Source organism: Verrucomicrobiales bacterium (assembly GCA_016793885.1).
In the GTDB taxonomy this organism is placed as follows: Bacteria; Verrucomicrobiota; Verrucomicrobiia; order Limisphaerales; family UBA11320; genus UBA11320.
Genome location: JAEUHE010000048.1, coordinates 1 through 20207, shown reverse-complemented (window position 1 = coordinate 20207; position 20207 = coordinate 1). Strand labels below are relative to the sequence as shown.

The window sequence follows — 20207 nt, the reverse complement described above, 5'->3', positions numbered from 1 at the left end:
CGCCACTACACTCTTTCCCTACTCGTCTCTCTTCCGATCTCTCTTTTCCTGCACGTGGCGGAGTGGCTTGTGGTGAGCGGATTATCCAGGTGCGCGACTAGGCGGGCTGCGGCGTGAAGGAACAGCGGTGTCGTGCCACCGCAGTCCATATGGACACTCCGCCTCCCAGAGCCTCCAGGCGAGAGGGACGATTACGCTTACGTTGACGTTTACGAAGGGAGGGAGGCGAATATGGAGTGCGGAGACATGTCTCCGCTTTTCCTGCACGTGGCGGAGTGGCTTGTGGTGAGCGGATTATCCCCAGGTGCGCGACTAGGCGGGCTGCAGCGTGAAGGAACAGCGGTGTCGTGCCACCGCCGTCCATATGGACATTCCGCCCCCGGAGCCTCCAGGCGAGAAGGACGATTACGACTACGGAGGGGAGGAGGGAAGCGCGGACCCGCGCTTCCCTCCTGACACCCACACTTACATGTGCGCGATGAGATTGTCACCAAACTCGGAGCATTTGATCTCCGTGGCGCCTTCCATTTGGCGGGCGAAATCATAGGTCACCCGTTTGCTGGCAACCGCTCCGTTCAATCCCTTCAGGATCAAATCCGCGGCTTCCGTCCAGCCCATGTAGCGCAACATCATCTCACCGCTCAACACCACCGACCCCGGATTGACGACATCCTTATTGGCGTACTTCGGCGCTGTGCCGTGAGTGGCCTCGAAGATGGCATGCCCCGTCACATAGTTGATGTTTCCTCCCGGGGCAATGCCAATGCCGCCGACCTGGGCTGCGAGCGCATCGCTCAGGTAGTCTCCATTCAAGTTCAGGGTGGCGATGACATCGAAGTCCTCGGGCCGGGTGAGCACCTGTTGCAGGGCGATGTCGGCGATCGCGTCCTTGATGAGGAGCCGTCCGGATTTAAGTGCGGCCTTCTGCTCGTCGTTGGCGGCAGCTTCACCCTTCTCCTTCTTGGTCACCTCATATTGTGCCCAGGTGTAAACCTTGTCGCCGAAGATCCGCTCCGCCGCGCCGTAAGCCCAGTCCCGGAACGCGCCCTCGGTGAACTTCATGATGTTCCCTTTGTGAACAATCGTCAGACTGCGGCGCTTGAAGCGCAGGGCATACTCCACTGCCGACTTCATTAGACGGATCGTTCCAACCGCGCTCACCGGCTTGATGCCCAGCCCGACCTCAACCGGCGGAGCCCCGTGACCATGCCCGCCCGTCGCCCGATTCATGTAATCGGAAATCTTCTCCTGGGTGCCAAAACGGATCTTCGCAAAATCTTTCGGAAACTCCTTCGCGATGAATTCCAGGAGCTTCACCGATTCGGGCGATCCTCCCTTATACTCAATACCTGCATAGATATCCTCCGTGTTTTCCCGGAAGATAACCATGTCGACCTTCTCCGGATGCTTCACCGGCGAAGGCACTCCTTTAAAATACTGCACAGGTCGGAGGCAGACATAGAGGTCCAGCATCTGCCGCAACGCCACGTTCAAGGAGCGGATCCCCCCACCCACCGGAGTGGTGAGCGGTCCTTTGATCCCCACCAGATATTCCTTGAACGCCTCCACGGTGTCATCCGGAAGCCAATTATTGAACCGCTTAAAGCTCTCCTCGCCGGCAAACACCTCAAACCAGGAAATCTTCCGTTTTCCCCCATACGCCTTCTCCACCGCTGCATCAAAGACCCGCACGCTGGCCGCCCAGATGTCAGGGCCCGTTCCGTCCCCACGAATGAAAGGAACGACCGGATTCTCGGGGACGTTTAATTTACCAGCGGAGATCGTGATTTTCCCGCCAGCCGGAGGAGTGACAGTGGTATAGGGCATGGAGTCAGATGGCTATTTCAAAATGGTTAAGGACTGCAATCAACGGCGCTTTGTTTAAACGGTTGCGGCTCACGGGGCAAGCAATCCGATGGGAGAAGCGTCGGACAGCCTGTCTACGGGCTCCTGTCATCCAGATATTTCTCAAACGTCGCTTGCGCCAGGAGCCCGCCTGAGTTAGTAAACTCGACACTCATTTCATGAACCTGCCCAAACGTGTTTTCTGGTGCGGCGTTGTCCTAACGACGCTGATCGCAAGCTGGTGGATTAGCAGCCGGAACTCGGTTTCAAGTGAATCCCCTCGCCCGCTTCCAAGTGCGGCGGTCTCTCCCAAGCTATTGAGCGAAAAAGCTCTAGGAGACATCCAACCGACTCCCTCGAGTCCCAACAGCCTCCCTTCCGGATCTGCCGCAGGCACAGACACTCGACCGCTTGAGATCGCCCGGTTCGAGGAATGGGTCCAGCGCTACCGATCGGCCAGCAGCCCAGCAGAACGCACGGCTCTGGAAGCTGAAGGGATCGAACTGGCCCAAGCGAGGCTGACGGTCATGGCCGACCTGGTCCAGACCTATCCCGAGAGAGCCTTCGAACACACCGCCTCTTACGAAACCCGCAAGTCATTGCCCCCGAGTGTTCTAGAGCAGATGGAGACACCTATCAATGCCCGAGGGGATCTGGCCGTCATCGCCGTGATCGGTGGTGCGGACCAACCGACTCAGATGCCCCCCGTGATGCGCACGGTCAACGTAGAAGGACAAGATTACCAAGCCTTTACCTATGGCGCCGGCCGACGCTTCATGACCAAGTCGGACATTCCGATCTACGGCTTGGCCGTTCCCAATGATGCGGCGTCGGTCCCGTTCATCACTCCACTGGGGCGTCCAAAACAGTTAATGGCGCTAAACGAATCTCCGGCCCGATTGCTGGACCCGGTAGAAACCTCGGACCGGAGCGATGAAAGAGCTCAGAACCTCGAGCCCGACCCTCTCTGCGGCGTTTCAAACGTCGAGGTCACCGCCAAGCAAACGGAAACCGTGATCGAATTGGGAGGGGAGATCCATTCCTTCTGCGGCAAGGTCGACGCCGACTTGTGGGTGAATGCACGGATGGCGGCACTCGGACTGGACGAACCCACCCCCAACCTGGCCTCGCTGGATGTCGCCGAGTCAAGTTTCACCGAGGGACGGAAGAAGATGTTACTCATGCGGCCGAAGTGGAGCGATCACGCCGAGGGCATCTCCACGAACGACGCCGTCACTCACTGGCAAAACTTCAGCAACTACATGTTCGAGATGTCCTACGGGAAGCTGGTGCTTGCCCCGCTCGGCAAGGGTTCCGACATCACTCCTGCCATGACGCTGCCTGGACTGGTCGCCGAATACAATAACTCTGGCCTCGGGAAGTTGTATCAAACCTGCCAGACGGTAGCCCGTGACACATTCAATTATGACCTCACTCAATACGACTTTCTTTATGTCTGCACCGACGGAAAACCAGCCGCGTCCTACTGCGGACTCGCCTTCGTGGGGGGCGTCGGTTTCCACCTCGCCAATCGCTGCTTCGACGCAGCAGTCACCACCCACGAATTCGGACACAATCTGGGTCTCAACCACGCACACTTTTGGGACACTTCCCTCCGAAGCGCCATCGGAGAGGGGCAAAACGTGGAGTATGGGGACAATAACGATCCCATGGGCGGCGGCGGTTCCCCCAACCACTACAACAGCCGCTACAAAAATTACCTAGGATGGATCAAGGACAGCGACATTGTGGATCTCAACGCAGCCGGCAGTGGGACCTACCGCCTGTACAGCTTTGATGGCAATGTCGGAACCGGGGTGCGTGGCCTGAAATTCCGACGCAGCTCCAACCAGAACTACTGGCTCAACTTCCGACAACGCAAAACCTCGAAGCAGGCCCTCATGAACGGAGTGCAGTTGCTCTGGAGCGGCAACGGGAACGAGGGAACCTATCTGCTCGATGTGCGGCTTAAGGGCAATGCCGACGACAACGCCATTGTCATCGGCAGAACCTTCAGCGATCCCACCATCGATTTCCATTTCACCCCCATCGGCAAGGCTAACACTTATCCCGAAGCCATGGACATTGTGGTAAACAGCGGAAAGTTCCCCACCAACCGGCCGCCCGTGGGCCTGGTGCAGGCCAGCCCGCAAGCCGCCGGCGAGAACCAGTTGGTGACATTTATCGTCGATGCCTCCGACCCGAATGGTGATGCGCTGGCGTATTATTGGGAGTTCGGAGATGGGGACTATTCCACCGACAACAGTCCCACGACGACCCACAGCTTTGCCAACGCCGGTGAATACGCGGTGCAGTGCACGGTCAGCGATATGAAAGGCGGCGTCGCTAAGCAGACCGTGATCGTGTCTATCGGAAGCCCATCCACCTTCCGCATCTCCGGCCACGTGGTCGATGCGGGTAACCGCCCGCTTGCCGGGATCCGCGTCTCCGCGGACGCGACCCACTACGCCCATTCGGACAGCGATGGCAGCTACACGATCGTCAACCTTCCCGCGGGCAGCTACAACGTCGACGCCATCGAACCGGTTGCGGGTGCCCTTTCGTTCGCCCATCCCTACTTCAACAATCCCGTAGAGGTCGGCCCCAGCCAATCCAACCTCGACTTCGTCGGAGTTACCGGCTCCTTGGTTATCAAAACTCCATTCATCGCGAAGCAGGCGACCGGATGGAAGTATCTGGATACCGGGGTGGATCAAGGAACTGCTTGGATCAACCCCACTTTCAATGACCGAACCTGGAAGACTGGCACCGGCCCCTTGGGCTACGGCGAAGGCGGCGAAGGAACCGTGATCTCTTTCGGAGCCAGCTCCAGCGACAAGATTCCAACCTATTACTTCCGCAAAAGCTTCGTCGTCAAAGACCCCCTTGCCTTCACGAATTATCTGGTGGAAGTCCTAAGGGATGACGGCATCGTAGTCCATCTCAACGGGAACGAAATCTATCGAAACAATCTGCCGAGCGGGGAGATTGGATACTCCACGCGAGCGTTGGACTCTGTAGAGCCCGACTCGTATCTCTTCACCTCCATCCCAAACTCGGAGCTGGTGGCAGGCACCAATTGGATCGCGGCCGAGATTCATCAGTCCACACCCAATAGTTCCGATGCCACGTTTGATTTGGCCTTCAGCGGCCAAAGCCTGTCCAACGTGGCGGGCTTCCATGTCGTGTACCTCAGCGAGCCCAAGGACCAATCCCGCTTGGTGACCGGCGAGGCAGTCAGCCTTCGGGCCACTGTCCAGACGGTGGGACTCGTCACCAAGGTAGCCTTCCTGGCTAACCAAACGCTGGTCGGCGAAACGGCCTCCTCACCCTTTGAGCAAGTGTGGGACGGGGCTCCCGATGGCGATCATGTGCTCCGAACCATAGCGACCATTGGAGGAATCCAAGTCACCTCGCCTCCGGTGCGAATCCGCATTGCTCCCAAGACACAGGATCCTCTGAAAATCGATCTCTTAGCCGCCAGGTCGGGATGGAAGTATTTGGCGCGTTCCACGAGCGCGGCCGCGACCTGGGCGCAACCCTCCTTCAACGACAGCACCTGGCTTGCGGGCTCAGCACCGCTGGGCTTCGGACAGCCGGGCGTAGTCACTACCCTGAACGGCGGTTCGTCCGGATCAAGGTATCCCACCATCTACTTCCGTCGCACCGTGGTGGTGGAGGACCCGGCTTCCATCACCACACTGACCGCCTCGCTCAAGCGGGATGACGGAGCGATTGTGTATTTCAACGGAAACGAAGTTCTGCGCAACAATCTCCCCTCGGGAACCGTCACGTATTCCACCCTCGCCTCCGGTGCGTCGGACAACGGTTCGGTGTTCTACAATTTCAATTTGCCGCGCGCGGCGATTCAGCATCTCACCCCCGGAACAAACACGATCGCTGTCGAAGTTCACCAATCGTCCGCCACCAGCTCCGATCTGGTGTTCGATCTCGCGCTCTCCGCCACCGCCGAGGTCATCCGCAGCCGGGGCTCCTGGCTCACGTCCCCTCTGGCCGGATCAACGCTTCCTTCAGCGGGCGGAATTGGTCTCAGCGCGGAAGCGGTGGCCGGCGCCACTCTGGGCATTGCGAAGGTGGAGTTCTTGGCCAACTCCGTCAAAATCGGCGAGGACACCAACTCACCGTTCTCACTCCAGTGGAACGATGCCCCCAGCGGCAGCTACCTGCTGCAGGCTGTCGCCACCGATTCCACGGGTGAGGAAATCCGGAGCGACACCGTGGCTGTTCAGATCAGCGCACCTCCCCCCGGTCGACAACTGATTAGCTCCGGCCAGCTCTGGCGGTATCTCGACGATGGCTCCGAGCTTTCCGACACCTGGAAGCAACGCAACTTTGATGATGGGTCGTGGAAGTACGGAGCGACGCGCCTGGGCTACGGCGTCCCTGACCTGGCCACGACGCTCAGCTGGGGAACCAACAGCCTGAACCGGCACATTACCGCGTATTTCCGGCGGTCGTTCGGAGTGGACAACCCGAGTGAGTTCGGCGGGCTCCTCGTCCGGCTCACCCGCAATGATGGTGCAGTGGTCTACCTCAATGGCCAGGAGGTATTCCGAGACAATCTCCCCGCCAGCCGTATTAGCTACAACACTCTGGCCCTGGAAAGAGTCGTGGGGACGCCGGCCGTCGCCACGCGAGAATTTGTGCTGCCGAGCCTGGGGTTGGTAGCCGGCACGAATGTCGTGGCGGTGGAGTTGCACCAACAGTCTCAGACCAGTGCGGATGCCGCCTTCGACCTCTCCCTCACCGCGCTCAGTGCCACCGCCTCGGCCTCACCTCTCAACCTCACAAGTCCCGCCGACCAAACCTACTTCAATCAGCCCGCCAACATACCCCTCTCAGCTGAGCTGATCGAGGCCGCCCCCGGTGCCCTCGTCGAATATTACGCCGATGGCCAAAAGATCGGGGGCAGCGATGTCCCCCCCTACCGCATCAACTGGACCGGAGCCGATGTCGGATCCCACACTCTCGAGGCTCGATCGGTCGAAGGAGCCACCGTTCGAATTAGTCCTCCCATCCATATCACCGTGGGCCTGCGCCCCGCACCGATCGTCCCGGTACTGGAGAAACTTATCAACCTCGCATCGCCTTGGCGTTACTGGGACGCAGCAACCCCGGTCGCAGCCGACTGGAACCAAAACAGCTTCGCTGACTCCACCTGGCTCCGCGGCAACGGTCGTCTGGGCTTCGGCTTGGATGGCGAAGCGACGACCCTCTCCGCCGGCCGGACCACCTACTATTTCCGTCGGGTCTTTACGGTCACCAACCCGGCGGCGTTCAACCAGCTGGTGGTGAGCCTCGCCCGCGACGATGGGGCGGTCGTCTATCTGAACGGAAAAGAACTCTACCGAAGCAACATGCCCGATGGACTCATCACCTCGAGCACTCCGGCACGTGACGTGGTGAATAGTCCCGACGAGACCACCTTCTTCGACACCGTCATTCCCTTAGGCGGCTCTGGCCTGAAATCAGGCGAGAACCTGCTCGCCGTGGAACTGCATCAGCAAACCGCCACCAGCTCGGATGCGGCCTTTGATCTTCAACTGATCGGTGTTGGCACCTCCGAACGCCGGGTCGCCCTCATCTCCCCCGCAAGCGCTGGGACCAGCCCTTCGGAAGAGACAATCGTGATCGAAGCTGCGGCTCAGTCCGGAAGCCCGGGTGTGAGCATTACCCGGGTCGAGTTCTTCGATGGGGCCGAGCGGCTGGGTGAAGTTCTGTCAGCACCGTGGATTCTACCCTGGCTGAACGCTTCAATGGGCGTGCACTCCCTGACCGCCCGCGCGTGGTTCAGCGATGGAACGAGCCAAGACTCCACGGCCGTCCGCGTTACGGTGGCCGCTCCGTTCGTCACCCAGCAGCTGGTGGCGGCGGATGGCGAGTGGAGTTACTTCGATCAGGGACAGAATCTCGGCACCGCCTGGCGAGAACGCACCTACAATGATTCGGCGTGGGCCACGGGGGCCGCTCGTCTGGGGTATGGTGATGACGGGGAGACAACTACGGTCAGCTTCGGCCCCAATGCCAGCAGCAAATACATCACCACCTACTTCCGTAAATCGTTCGAGGTGTCGTCGGAAGTAGTGCTGACGAATCTGGCCTTCCGCTATCAACGGGATGACGGCATCGCGGTCTACCTCAACGGAAAGGAACTCTTTCGGAGCAACCTGGCAGCGGCCGCTGGTTACAACACCCCCGCCCAAAGCCAGGTCAAAGGCGCCGACGAACAAACCTGGTTCAGCACCAACGTGGTCTCCACCAATCTGGTGGCAGGCGTCAATGTCATCGCGGTGGAACTGCACCAAGGGTCGGCCGGCAGTTCCGATCTCGGTTTCGCCCTAGAGCTTGTCGCCAGCGGCTACAGCAAGAAGCCGCCGACCGTCCGCCCACGACTCGAAGTGGCCGTTTTGGAATCCGGTGACATCCAGCTATCCTGGCCTTCCACCGCGGCAGGGTATCTCCTGTACTCGACTTCCGCAGTGGAGCAACCTGCGGGAATCTGGACTGTCGTTGCCCTTGCACCCTCAACCGTCGGGGATCGCTCCGTGGTGGTGGTGCCCCCGACCACCACAGCGCAGTTCTTCCGGCTGTTGAATTCCCCATAGCGCTCCGGCGAAACTTTGCTAGATTAAGGCAGAGAGGTTGTAGGTCCGGAGCGAGTGCTCCGCCGATCCAACACCGACAGCAGTCACTGGACAATACGTTGTGAAGCTCTTTAACTTTAATCGGGAAATCTGGCTGCCCAAGCCGGTGGCCGACCTTTTTCCCTTCTTCGCTGATGCCCAAAATCTGGAGACTTTAACGCCACCGTGGGTACAGTTTAAAATTCTGACTCCGCTCCCGATTCGCATGCACGCCGGAGCTTTGATCGATTACCGGCTCAAGATTCATGGATTTCCCGTGCGCTGGCAGACCGAGATCACTGCATGGGAGCCTCCGTTCCGCTTTGTGGACGAACAAAAACGCGGTCCCTATCGGCTTTGGATCCACGAACATCGGTTTGTGGAGAAGGACGGCGGCACCCTGATGACCGATCAGATTCGCTATGCGGTGTATGGGGGTGGCTTAATTGAAAAGCTGTTCGTTCGACGGGATGTTGAAAAGATTTTCGACTACCGAAACCGAAAGATGAGCGAGCTCTTCGGCGGAACCCAGGAGCCCCTGCCGTTGGCCGGGTAAAGCGAATCTGCGGCGTCGTCCGTGTGATCCGCGGGCAATAAATTTCTTTATCCCATTTCCTCGGAAAAGCCTGCAACTTTATCGAATCCCGGAGGGTTATCTGGAGGTGGCAATGTGCCACTGAACACAATACTGTTTATGGAAACCTTTCTTGCTCTGTGTGTTGGACTCGGACTGAGTGCCGCCTGCGGCTTCCGCGTTTTCGTGCCCATGCTGGGAATCAGCATCGCCGCTCACTCGGGCCATCTGACCTTGGCATCCGACTTCCAGTGGCTTGGATCGACCGCTGCGCTCATTGCTCTCAGCATCGCAACCGCCCTGGAGATCGGAGCTTACTATGTGCCCTGGCTGGACAACTTTCTCGACACCGTCGCTTCCCCGGCAGCCGTAGTGGCGGGCGTGATGGTGTCGGCATCGGTCATGACGGACATGAGCCCATTCCTACGCTGGGGCTTGGCCATCATCGCGGGCGGTGGCATTGCCGCTGCCGTCCAAGCCACCACGGTGGTCGCCCGAGGGGCCTCGACCCTGACCACTGGCGGACTCGGTAACCCCTTGCTGGCCAGCGTTGAACTCGGTGGATCCGTGCTCTCCACCGGTTTAGCAGTGATGGCTCCGGTGTTCGCCGTGGTCGCCGCGCTCACGATCGTGGGTTTGGTCGGGGTCACGGTGGTCCGCCGCCGTCAACGTTTTTCCAAACAAACCAGTTGACCAAAACCTAGTCATCACGTATTGGTCATTTTGTGATTCGGTTCTTGAATACTCGACTGCTGCTTAGCACCGGCCTGCTTCTGTGCAGGTCGGCGGTAGGGCATTGAGTTGAGACACAATTTCAAGACCCCACTGCCAAACCTGGCGGTGGGGTCTTTTGCTGTCCGGACCTGACGCGACGCCTGAGCGCCACCGCCGCTAACGAAAAACGAGCATGAAAAACCAGAAAATCTTGATCTTCGACACCACGCTCCGCGATGGCGAGCAATGCCCCGGCGCATCGATGAACCTCCGCGAGAAGCTGGAGGTAGCCCGGCAACTGGCACGGCTGAACGTGGATGTGATCGAAGCCGGATTTCCCGTGATCAGCGAAGGCGACTTTACCGCGGTCCAAACCATCGCCAAAGAGGTCAAGGGGCCCATCATCGCCGGGCTCGCCCGTTGTGTGGCCAAGGACATTGATGCCGCGGGAGCCGCCGTGAAGCCCGCGGGCAAGCGCGGACGGATTCATGTCTTCCTCGCCACCTCAAAAATCCACCGTGAATTCAAGCTCGGCAAGGCCCAGGACGAGATCATCCGCCTCGCGGTGGAAGGGGTGAAGCGAGCCAAAAGCTTCGTCGATGATGTGGAGTTTTCTCCCGAGGACGCCTCCCGTACGGAACCCGACTTTTTGATCCAGGTCTGCCGTGCAGTCGTCGCCGCCGGCGCCACCACCGTCAACATCCCTGACACCGTCGGATGGGCTGTCCCCGATCAGTTCGGTGCCCTGATCCGACAGCTCTACCAGGGGGTGGCCGAGTTCCGTTCCGGCAAGGCCATTATCAGCGTTCATTGCCACAACGACTTGGGTTTGGCGGTCGCGAACTCGCTCGCCGCCGTGCAGAACGGAGCCCGCCAAGTCGAATGCACCGTGAATGGCATCGGCGAACGCGCCGGCAATGCCTCGCTCGAGGAGATCGTGATGAGCCTCAAAACTCGGGCCGATGTGTACCGCGACTTCGAGTGCGGCGTTCGCTCGCGCGAGATCGTGAAATCATCCCGGCTGGTCTCCCGCATGAGTGGACTCGTGGTGCAGCGCAGCAAGGCCATCGTGGGTGAGAACGCCTTTGCGCACTCCAGCGGCATTCACCAGGATGGGATTCTCAAGAAACGGGAGACCTACGAGATCATGGATCCCTGCGAGGTAGGATGGGGCAAAACGGAGCTTCCGTTGACCAAGCACAGCGGCCGCGCCGCGGTTTCAGCCCGCTTAAAGCACCTCGGATTCAAAATGACCGAGGCCGAAGTGGCGGCCATCTTCGCCCGATTCAAGGAGATCGGCGACAAGAAGAAGTTTGTCTACGACGACGATCTCGCCACCTTGGTTGAAGGACATATCACGGAGATTCCGGAGACCTGGGCTCTGGAGTATCTTAACGTGACCAGTGGCAACCAAACCATCCCGACGGCGACGGTTCGTTTGCGTCAGGCCCAAGCTAAGGAGCCCGTCACCGATGCCGGGACTGGAGATGGACCCGTCGATGCGACGCTCAAAGCCATCGATCGGCTGACCAAGACCCGCGGCATTCTTATCGACTACTCCTTGCGCGCCGTTTCCCAGGGAAAGGACGCGCTCGGCGAAGTCACCATCAAGGCCGATTTCGGATCTGGTGAGCTGATCTCTGGAAAGGGAGCCAGCACCGACATCATCGAAGCCAGCGCGCGGGCCTACCTGAACGCGGTGAACCGCTTCCTGAACGAAGCCAGCTCCCAGCCCAAAGCGAAGAAGCGATCCAACCCGTAACCAAGCGGTGGCTGTCAGGTCATGGGTCACGGGGGGTGGGCCGACACGGCCCACACTCCGTTGTAGCGTCGTCCGTCCCGGGCAAGTCCCCAGGTGTGTTTAGAAACGCGTGCCCTGAAATGATTCCGACTCCGTCGGGGCTACAAAAGCTGTAGAGGGCTACAGCACTCCAAATGGCGTGCCCGGCTCGCGAAGCGTCTGGGAGTTGATCGAGAAACGATCCGACCAAGCTTATAGTTCCTTAGTCGCGCAGGCCTCTGCGGCTTTCGGAGCCCCGACGGAGTCGGGATCCCCTCCCCCCCTTCTACCCCCTGCCCCCGCTGCACCCGCCCTCGTCGCTTTCCCATTGAAACCAGCGGTCCGCGTTGGCAATGTCTCCGGAGTGTCTTGGGAACCCCGGCGTCAATGAACCAAACTCAGTCGATGGTAGCCCGGCTCTGCTGCAGCCTGGCCTCTCCCCACCCCGTTTTCAGCAAAGCCCGCGTAGCCCGCGGGTGGTTCACGCTTTTCCTGCTTCTCATCGGTCTCAGCGCCGCCCCGAAGGACGTCCAAGCCGCCACCGCCGAAGCTCAACTGGATCGTGCCACCGCATCCGTCGGCGAAACTGTCACCCTGAGTTTGCGGGTCGAAGGAGCCACCTTGCGCGGAGGGCACCCGCCCCCTCCCAGTCTGGACGGCCTCAAGGTTACTCCCGCCGGCCAATCCTCACAAATATCCATAGTCAACGGCCGACGCTCCATGCAACTCCAGCTCACCTACCAGGTAGAGCTGGAAAAGCCCGGAGATTACACCATTCCCTCGTTCAACGTTCCGACGGACGCCGGGACCCTCCGGACTCGCCCGCTCTCCCTCAAGGTCACCAAACCCTCCCCGATGAACCTGGCCAATTCCCCAGCGTTCCTCCAGATCGCCGTCCCGAAGAAGGAAGTCTACCTGGGGGAACTTCTGCCAGTGGATATTCAACTCTATGTAGAGGAAGCTCGCCTCGTTCAAGGACCTCAGCTCACTGGCGAAGGATTCAACGTCGGCAAGATCGCCGATCCTACCAAGGCCAATACGCGGATCAACAACCGCAACCTGACGCTCGTCACCTTCCGCACGGTTGTCACTCCGGTCAAGACCGGGCCGTTGTCCCTAGGCCCCGTGTCGATGATTCTCGATGTCCCCGTCCCCGGCAGTCGCCCGGATGTGTTCTTCGGCCGACCCAGCCAACGGATGAAACCAACGTCCGAGGAGGTCAAGATCACGGTGTTACCCTTGCCCGCCGGCGCCCCTCCTGAGTTCACCGGCGCGGTTGGCAAATATGAGATGAGCTATACCGCGGGCCCCACCACCCTGGCGGTCGGCGATCCGATCACCCTCAAGCTGGCCATCTCCGGACAGGGAGCCATCGAAGGACTCACGCTCCCGAAGCTCGATCACTGGAAGGGCTTTAAGTTCTATCCCGCCAGCACCCGCACGGAGCTGGGAGATCCCCTGGAGCTGGGAGGCACCAAGTATTTCGAGCAAGTGGTCGTGCCTCAAAGTCCGGAAACCCAAACGCTCCCGGCCTTCCAATGGAGCTTTTTCGATCCGGATGAGCGAGTCTATCGGACGCTCACTGGTGCCGCGATTCCCCTGCAACTCAGCTCTGCAGCGGTCTCGAGCGCTCCGCCGCCGATGCTGGGAACCAATGGCCCGGCCGGAGGGGCAGACCGAGCCTCGGGACTCCTCCATATCCGGCCGCAAATGGGCATCGCTCTGCAAGCGCCCCGTCCCCTGTGGGATCAACCTTGGTTCCTGGTAGCTCAGCTGATTCCCATCGGATTGTGGGGCGTGCTCCGCCTCCAGCGGCTGCGACAGGAGTCCTTGGCCAACAACCCGCGACTGAAGCGTCAGCGCGAAGTCGGAGTTCTGGTCGCCGCCGGCCTCCGGGATCTGCGGACGCAAGCGAGCGGACAACAGCCGGACATCTTTTTCGAAACCATGGTGAAGGTGTTGCGCGCCCAGATCGGCCAGAAACTGGACCTCCCGGAATCCGGCCTGACGGAAGCAGTCATCGACGAGAAACTCGCGCCGCGGGGCCTTCCAGCGGAGGCAGCAACCGAACTCCACGACTTGTTCCGCCAGAGCAATCAGTTTCGATATGCCCCCCAAATGACTGCCGCAAAACTCACTGAGTTGGTTCCACGGGTGGAGAAGGCCTTGAACGCGATCAAGAGCCTGCCGGATTAAAGAACTGTCACGTCACGACGAGCAACTAACGCCGCCCTCCGGAGTTGAACCCAGCAGAGACGCACTGCTTCAGCTCGGGAGGTCGACATAAAACAGGCATGGATACCGACCCGAAACCTCAGCAACAGTGGCAAGGTCTCAAACGCTTTCTTGTGGGAGGCAACATCAAACGCACACTGGCGCGGGTCGCGCTCTTGATCGCCACGGTGGTGATCACGTATCGCTATTTCCTTATGCCCTTCGTGGTCTCAGGTGACAGCATGCTCCCGAGCTATCTGGACGGCGATGTCCACATCGCCTACCGCCGCGCCTATCGACAATCTCCCCCGCAACGAGGAGACGTAGTCCTCATCGATATCGCCGGAGGTAAACAGTTTTTGGTCAAACGAATCGTGGGCCTGCCGGGCGAACGCTTTGCCATCAAACAAGGCGTCGTCCACATCGATGGACAGCCCCTCGAGGAACCGTACGTCAAATCCCACAACCGCACGTGGAACCGACCGGAAATCATCCTCCGCCCGGACGAATACTTCTTCATCGGCGACAATCGATCGATGGACATGCCGCTTCATACCGCCGACACCATTCGAATCGAACGTATTACCGGAAAGGTCATCTATTGAATCGATCACGCCTGTTACTCCTCTTGGCGGTCGCCGCCCTCGTCGCAGTTCTCGCCTATTGGCTGTGGCCGGCGGACGACCGAGCGCTCATCAAAAATCAGATGAAACAATTGGGCAGGCTGGCCAGTTACTCCGCTGAAGAACACCCCATTTCCAAGCAACGCGCGATCGGGCAGATGAAGGCGCTCTTCAGTCCCGACCTAGTGGTGCAAGTCAACATGCAGCGAGGGCGCTCCCAAAGCATCGAAGGGCGATCCGACTTCATGGAACTGGTTCAGCAAGTCAGATTTGGCGTCCCGGCCATCCAACTCGATTTCGATGTGACGTCCGTCGAGCTGCCACCGGACCATCGCAGCGCCGTGGTGCTCATGACGCTCAGCGCCAAGATCGGCTTGGAGCAGCAACAGGAGTATCAGGAAATGAAGGCCATCCTGGAAAACACGTCCGACGGATGGCTGATTAAGCGGCTCGAGACGGTGAAGACCTACGGACGCTAGCAGGCCGTCGGACTTAGAATATCGTTCCACAGGGTGCCCGGCAGGGCTATTGTTTGGGTCCAGGATTTTCTAGGCGTCGGCCTGCTAGAACCACCCCGACTCCGAGTCGGGGTATCGCGGAGGGGCTCTCCCTGCGGAACCCAAAGCTGCTACCTCACTTTGGCCTCGAGGAAAGCCTTCACAGCATTGGCTCTTTTTCCGCAGGAAAAATATCTAGCAGCAAACACTGCCGGCGCGATCCTAGGGTTTGCTCATCTCACGACAACGGTGCCATCGCGCCGGCAGTGTTTGCTGCTAGAGCTGCACCGACGATGTCCAACAAGACGTAAACACTTCCTTGAAGGAGGCCTCTGCCTTCAGGGCAGCCTCGAGGCCTGAGAACAACGCAAAGGTTGTTGACCCGCTCCCCGACATCAGTTGCCCCAGCGCGCCGGCTTTGGCCAAAAACTCCTGATAAACGCTCAACACCGGATACTTCTCCAACGCTGGCGCTTCGAGCGAGTTGTAGAGCAAACGTCCTACCTGGTTGCGGTCCTCCGACTGCAACGCCTGGGCCATCGCCTGAGCTCGCCCGGGAGTGCCGTGGATCGCCGAAGGAAATCGCGCCAGCTGCTGATAGGCCCAGGGGGTGGAGATGCCAAACCCCGGGTGTACCAGAAACAGGGCGCAACCGTGGAGCGCCCGCTGGGATTCCAAGGAAGTCACCTGCTCCCCGCGTCCTGTCGCCAGGGCCGGCTTGGATTGCAGAAAAAAGGGCACATCAGAACCTAGCCCCGCCGCCAGCTTATCCAGCACGCCCGGCGTCAGTGGGTTGCCGAAAAGCTGATTCAATCCCAGGAGCGTCGTGGCCGCGTTTCCACTTCCTCCCCCGAGGCCGGCAGCCATCGGAATCCGCTTTTCGAGGTGCAGGCGCAGTCCCTGTTGAATCCCAGCCTCGCGGAGAAAGGCGCTGGCTGCGCGGTGGACCAAGTTCGTCGAGTCGACAGCCAGAGTGGGATCGCTGCAGGTCAGCGTGAGAGCCGAGGTAGAGGCTGACGATTCGAAGCGAAGCCGGTCGGTCAGCGGCACTGGAAACATCACCGTCTCAAGTTCATGAAATCCATCCGGCCTCTTCCCGAGGATATTCAGAACCAGATTGACCTTGCAGGGGGACTCGAGCTCCAGCATGGGAAATAAAAAAGGCGCCAACAGCATCTGTCGGCGCCTTGAAAGAGGGTCGGCTTAGTTTCCTTCGAACACCCGGAACCGGCTGCCAGGGATGGAGCGCCCGATGATTCCACCGTTGAAACCCAGGTCGCTGCTCGCGTCCATGATCGGATCGGTGGGCATGCCCGGCTTCAAGCTGGTAGGATAGGCCGGATTCTCGCTCAGTTTCATGCCACCGTAGGGATAGCGGGTGGACCCGATGGAGTTATCCGGCGCAATGTAGCCCTTGGGGGTAAATTTGGCTTCGTACGAGGGGAACGGGAAGGTCGCGATTTCCCAGGCGCCGTAGGCAGTGCGCGCCAAGCTGCGGTTAAAGCCGCGCACCACGCCGGTGGTGTAGGCACTCTGCGGGCCATCCCACAAGGTGGTCTGCTCGATCGAGCGTTGCATCTCGCCGAGGCGAGCGAATTCCGTGGCGTTACGAATGCCACGGCCGAGTTTCTGTTCCGGGCCCGCGCAGCCCACGCCGCACAGGGAGGCCACAGCCACGAGAGCTGACAGTTTGAAAAGCGTTTTGGTCATACAGAGCTTGTGAAGCGTAGGGGGGCTCCCCTGACAAAGTAAAGTCCTGATTTTTATGTTCTGCTGAACTTTTTATCGTCCCAAATTCCACCGACTTAATCGGTCCATTCCATGATTTCAGACCAACCCAACCCGAAAACGGCATGCTCAAGTTTATCGCTGGGTAGGGAGAGACTCTGTCGAGCCCATGAATACCCTCAGTGTGCGTGAAGGTCTTCGACTCGCCGCGATGAGCGATGGCGGGTAAACAAATCTAAGATGGCTCACTCCTACCGTCGCGGGGCCAAATCTTTGATCCGGATATTCCGGAACCAGACCTCATCGCTGTGGTCCTGCAATAGAATGTGGCCGAGAACAGGCTTACCGAATCCTTCCACCTTCTTAAACTTGCTTTTGGCCACCCCTTCAACCACCTCCGGACTGCCCATCTCATAACGCAGGGCGAGCTTCCCGTTCAGATAGTGCTCCACGCGATTGCCCTTCACCAGGATCCGGGATCGATTCCACTCCCCCGCCGGTTTGACCGCCGGCTTATGGGGAGGCAACACATCATAGAAGGCAGCCGTCTGGTGCAACGGCCCCGTCCTGGCATCCGGGTGAAGCGCATCATCAATCATCTGATACTCATGGCCTATTGCCGAGCCGCGCTCCTCAATGATGAAGTATTTTAGCCCGCTGTTGGCACCGTCGGCCACCTTCCATTCCCAGCGCAGGTCGAATTCCTGGAACTTTTGTTCGCTGATGATGTCGCCACCCCCACCTTTGCTGGCATGCACCAGGGCGCCGGACTCCACTCGCCAACCCTTGTCGGGGAAGCCGGGCTTTTTGAACCCACGCCACCCGGCGGTCGTTTTGCCATCAAAGAGGTTCTGCCACCCTCGCTTGGACGAGGAATCCGCAGCCACCGACGGCAACGCTGAAGACATGCTCACAATGACTAGAGCCCAGGCGAACAGAGAACGGGGAATGCGCATGGACAGTTTACTACTCCGACGGGACCCCGAAAGTCCAGACCGGAGGCGGAGGCGGGCTCCGGGTGAGATTGGAAGTGGCTGAAATTCAAGTCCTGCTCCACGCGAGGAGGTAGGGAGAGACTCGGTGGGCTCAACAGAGTTTCGCCCTACACCTCTCCGCGACAAACACCCCGCTTGAACTTGGCAGAATGAGGATTATAACGGTTTCCACCACCCACTTATGCAATCCAAAGCAAAGACCGTAGGAGCTTACCTCAAAGACCAATCACCGGAGCGAAGACGGGTGCTGCAGGCGATTCGAAAAGTCATCCTCGCGAATCTGGATCGAGATTTCGAAGAGGGGATGCAATATGGCATGATTGGTTATTATGTGCCTCATCGGGTGTTTCCACCGGGATATCACTGCGATCCCCGTCAACCCCTGCCGTTCGTAGCGCTGGCCGCTCAAAAGAATTACTACTCCCTCTACATGATGGGGCTTTATGTCGGCACCGAGGAAGAGGCAGCCTTCCGCAAGGCCTGGGCGGCCACCGGAAAAAAGCTGGATATGGGCAAATGCTGCGTTCGGTTCAAGTCACTGGACGACCTGCCCCTCGAGCTTATCGGACACCAGATCGCCCGTGAGACCGCCCAGAGTCATATCCGGCGCTACCAGGAAAGCCTGCCGGCTGCCCGCCCTCGACCAGCCCAGCCGGGGTCCAAGACTCCCAAACCAGGCAGGAAGCCCCGACTCCGAAATCGGTAGCCGGGCATGGCGATTTTTCTTGGTTCCAGACCATCAGTAACGCTATCTCCCACCTATGCCAAAAAAGATCCTAATCATCACCGATGACGCTGGCGAATCGTTCGAGATTCTCTATGCCCAGCATCGGTTCAAAGAAGAGGGCTGGATCCCGGTCATTGCCTCGACCCAGAAAAAACGGCTCAACTCCGTCATCCATGATTTTTATCCCGGATGGACCACCTACGTCGAAAAGCCCGGCTATCTCATCGAGAGCGATATCGCCATCAGCCGAGTTAAATCCCGGGACTTCGCAGCCATCCTCCTCATCGGCGGCCGTGCGCCCGAGCATCTGCGCCATGATGCCAAGTTGCTGCAGCTGGTGCGCGAGTTCGATGATGCCGGCAAATGGATTTTTTCAATCTGCCACGGAATCCAGATTGTCCTGGCTGCGGGGTTGGGCACCGGACGCACCCTGACTTGCTACCGCAACATCCGCTGTGAGGTGGAACAGTGCGGAGGCAAATGGGTGGATCGCGAAAGCGTTCGCGACGACCGGCTCATTACCTCCCAAACCTGGGAAAGCCATCCGGAGTTCTACCGCGACATCTTCAACGCCCTGCGCGAATAGATAGCCAGGGCCAGGAGTTCGACTACGAGTCCGCCTAATCGCTCCACGCAGGGACCTTCATGCCGACACCCACGAAATCCGACCGGAACCGAGAGTCGGGAACCCCCCTCGCGTTCCGGCTGCCATCTGGCCCCAGTTCCATCGAAAAGGGTAGCACCCTCAAAGACTTATTGGATCGCGAAGCCATCGACTGTCTGGCGCACAACCTGTCCCTCGTCCATCCCGAATTCAATGCCAAGGAATTCAAGAAGACCGCCCTCGATGGCCTCGAGCCGCTGGCGATCCTGCAGCGGGGTCATCATCTCGCGCGGGCCTTGAGGGCCCACCTTCCAGGGAACTACGATCAGGCGATTTCCACACTCCTCACCTCACTCACTCCACCTCAATCGGCCACTCAGGATCTCGGGCTCGCTGTGTTCTTTTACCTGCCACACGTGTCGTTCATCGCGACCTACGGCCTAGATCCCGGGCACAACGGCGGCCGTGATCCCTTTGAAATCTCGATGAAGGCGCAGTATGAGATCACCCAGCGCTTCAGCGCGGAGTTTTCGATCCGCCCATTTCTCATCCAACGCCAAAAGGAGACCTTGGCGCGCCTGATGAAGTGGACCCGTGATCCAAGCCCTCACGTCCGACGCCTGTGCTCGGAAGGCACTCGCCCTCGGCTGCCGTGGGCCATGCGGATCCCCAGCTTCGTCAAGGATCCGAGTCCCGTGCTGCCGATCCTGGAGGCATTGAAGGATGACGTTGACCTCTATGTCCGACGGAGCGTCGCCAATCACATTGGGGATATCGCCAAGGACCACCCGGATCTGGCGTTTGAAATCTGCGAGCGCTGGGCGAAGGGGGCATCCGCCGAGCTTAAGTGGATGATCCGCCACGCCGTCCGTCATCCCGCGAAGAAGGGTGTTAAAGCGGCGCTGCGCCTGCGCCAACTCGCCGCAATCTGACGAGGCGCAGGAACCGTTTCTTTAAACCGCAATGGACGCAAAGGACGCAATGTCGGAAGGGGAAAAGACCCCGATTTTTCTCACACTAAGCCACTAAGACACGAAGCTCCGATCCGAGAGAAACCCGTTGGGGGCGGAACAAAAAAGAAGTCGTATTCCATCTTTCGGTGGTCCCACATCGCGTCCTTTGCGTAGGTATGAGTTTTGTCCAGCGGTCCTGAAAGACTCAGGCAGCATTGCAGAACGGACGGAAACGGGGCCACCATAAGGGCCAGTTGGTCTTGCTAACTAGCTGGCGGCATTACGGGAGACCCTCGAGAAGAACGCTTG

General features: G+C 59.3%; 14 protein-coding genes. 10 read left to right on the top strand and 4 right to left on the bottom strand.

All coding sequences use genetic code 11. From position 1 onward, the window contains the following. Positions 1 to 465: 465 nt before the first annotated feature. Positions 466 to 1827: an NADP-dependent isocitrate dehydrogenase gene (icd, locus tag JNN07_06690; GenBank protein MBL9167412.1), complete on the bottom strand. Its 1362-nt coding sequence runs from the start codon at positions 1825 to 1827 to the stop codon at positions 466 to 468. A 197-nt stretch (positions 1828 to 2024) separates the two neighbouring features. On the opposite strand from icd, the gene JNN07_06685 reads away from it, so the two are divergent. The 7 genes from JNN07_06685 (at position 2025) to JNN07_06655 (ending at position 14873) form a co-directional block, all read left to right on the top strand. Further along, the gene (locus JNN07_06685) at positions 2025 to 8471 is read left to right on the top strand and encodes a PKD domain-containing protein (GenBank protein MBL9167411.1); all 6447 of its coding nucleotides are present in this window, start codon (positions 2025 to 2027) and stop codon (positions 8469 to 8471) included. Positions 8472 to 8571: 100 nt separating this feature from the next. Then, entirely contained in the window at positions 8572 to 9045 is a 474-nt protein-coding gene (locus JNN07_06680; GenBank protein ID MBL9167410.1) for an SRPBCC family protein, read from the top strand. A 138-nt stretch (positions 9046 to 9183) separates the two neighbouring features. Next, entirely contained in the window at positions 9184 to 9756 is a 573-nt protein-coding gene (locus JNN07_06675) for a DUF4126 domain-containing protein (GenBank protein MBL9167409.1), read from the top strand. A 214-nt stretch (positions 9757 to 9970) separates the two neighbouring features. Beyond that, the gene (locus JNN07_06670; protein MBL9167408.1) at positions 9971 to 11539 is read left to right on the top strand and encodes a 2-isopropylmalate synthase; all 1569 of its coding nucleotides are present in this window, start codon (positions 9971 to 9973) and stop codon (positions 11537 to 11539) included. 405 nt (positions 11540 to 11944) lie between these two features. Next, a complete protein-coding gene (locus JNN07_06665; GenBank protein ID MBL9167407.1) occupies positions 11945 to 13753 on the top strand; it encodes a protein BatD in 1809 nt (602 codons plus the stop codon). A gap of 98 nt (positions 13754 to 13851) precedes the next feature. Further along, the gene (gene lepB, locus JNN07_06660) at positions 13852 to 14376 is read left to right on the top strand and encodes a signal peptidase I (protein ID MBL9167406.1); all 525 of its coding nucleotides are present in this window, start codon (positions 13852 to 13854) and stop codon (positions 14374 to 14376) included. Next, a complete protein-coding gene (locus JNN07_06655) occupies positions 14373 to 14873 on the top strand; it encodes a hypothetical protein (protein ID MBL9167405.1) in 501 nt (166 codons plus the stop codon). Before lepB ends, JNN07_06655 begins: the two co-directional genes overlap by 4 nt. A 294-nt stretch (positions 14874 to 15167) precedes the next feature. Here JNN07_06655 and ispE read toward each other — a convergent pair whose 3' ends face one another. From ispE to JNN07_06640, 3 genes are all read right to left on the bottom strand, one after another. Continuing rightward, positions 15168 to 16067 (bottom strand): 4-(cytidine 5'-diphospho)-2-C-methyl-D-erythritol kinase, encoded by a 900-nt coding sequence (ispE, locus tag JNN07_06650; GenBank protein MBL9167404.1) that lies wholly within the window; start codon positions 16065 to 16067, stop codon positions 15168 to 15170. Positions 16068 to 16094: 27 nt separating this feature from the next. Then, complete coding sequence (locus JNN07_06645; protein MBL9167403.1) at positions 16095 to 16601, bottom strand: exosortase system-associated protein, TIGR04073 family; 507 nt, start codon at positions 16599 to 16601, stop codon at positions 16095 to 16097. A 269-nt stretch (positions 16602 to 16870) separates the two neighbouring features. Further along, the gene (locus tag JNN07_06640; protein MBL9167402.1) at positions 16871 to 17575 is read right to left on the bottom strand and encodes a DUF1080 domain-containing protein; all 705 of its coding nucleotides are present in this window, start codon (positions 17573 to 17575) and stop codon (positions 16871 to 16873) included. A 220-nt stretch (positions 17576 to 17795) separates the two neighbouring features. Here JNN07_06640 and JNN07_06635 point away from each other — a divergent pair, with 220 nt between their 5' ends. Genes JNN07_06635 through JNN07_06625 form a run of 3 tightly spaced genes read left to right on the top strand, consistent with a single transcriptional unit; the run spans position 17796 to position 19877 of the window. Next, on the top strand, positions 17796 to 18320 hold the full coding sequence (locus JNN07_06635) for a DUF1801 domain-containing protein (GenBank protein ID MBL9167401.1): 525 nt from the start codon (positions 17796 to 17798) through the stop codon (positions 18318 to 18320). A gap of 55 nt (positions 18321 to 18375) precedes the next feature. Continuing rightward, entirely contained in the window at positions 18376 to 18927 is a 552-nt protein-coding gene (locus JNN07_06630) for a DJ-1/PfpI family protein (protein MBL9167400.1), read from the top strand. Between the two features lie 59 nt (positions 18928 to 18986). Continuing rightward, positions 18987 to 19877, top strand: a complete 891-nt coding sequence (locus JNN07_06625; protein ID MBL9167399.1) for a hypothetical protein — start codon at positions 18987 to 18989, stop codon at positions 19875 to 19877. The last annotated feature ends 330 nt before the right edge of the window (positions 19878 to 20207 follow it).

Coding starts and splice junctions, on each gene's coding strand:
- ispE (MBL9167404.1), bottom strand. CDS start 16,067: ATGCTGTTGGCGCCTTTTTTATTTCCCATGCTGGAGCTCGAGTCCCCC.
- lepB (MBL9167406.1), top strand. CDS start 13,852: ATGGATACCGACCCGAAACCTCAGCAACAGTGGCAAGGTCTCAAACGC.
- icd (MBL9167412.1), bottom strand. CDS start 1,827: ATGCCCTATACCACTGTCACTCCTCCGGCTGGCGGGAAAATCACGATC.
- JNN07_06640 (MBL9167402.1), bottom strand. CDS start 17,575: ATGCGCATTCCCCGTTCTCTGTTCGCCTGGGCTCTAGTCATTGTGAGC.
- JNN07_06685 (MBL9167411.1), top strand. CDS start 2,025: ATGAACCTGCCCAAACGTGTTTTCTGGTGCGGCGTTGTCCTAACGACG.
- JNN07_06635 (MBL9167401.1), top strand. CDS start 17,796: ATGCAATCCAAAGCAAAGACCGTAGGAGCTTACCTCAAAGACCAATCA.
- JNN07_06665 (MBL9167407.1), top strand. CDS start 11,945: ATGAACCAAACTCAGTCGATGGTAGCCCGGCTCTGCTGCAGCCTGGCC.
- JNN07_06675 (MBL9167409.1), top strand. CDS start 9,184: ATGGAAACCTTTCTTGCTCTGTGTGTTGGACTCGGACTGAGTGCCGCC.
- JNN07_06630 (MBL9167400.1), top strand. CDS start 18,376: ATGCCAAAAAAGATCCTAATCATCACCGATGACGCTGGCGAATCGTTC.
- JNN07_06625 (MBL9167399.1), top strand. CDS start 18,987: ATGCCGACACCCACGAAATCCGACCGGAACCGAGAGTCGGGAACCCCC.
- JNN07_06670 (MBL9167408.1), top strand. CDS start 9,971: ATGAAAAACCAGAAAATCTTGATCTTCGACACCACGCTCCGCGATGGC.
- JNN07_06645 (MBL9167403.1), bottom strand. CDS start 16,601: ATGACCAAAACGCTTTTCAAACTGTCAGCTCTCGTGGCTGTGGCCTCC.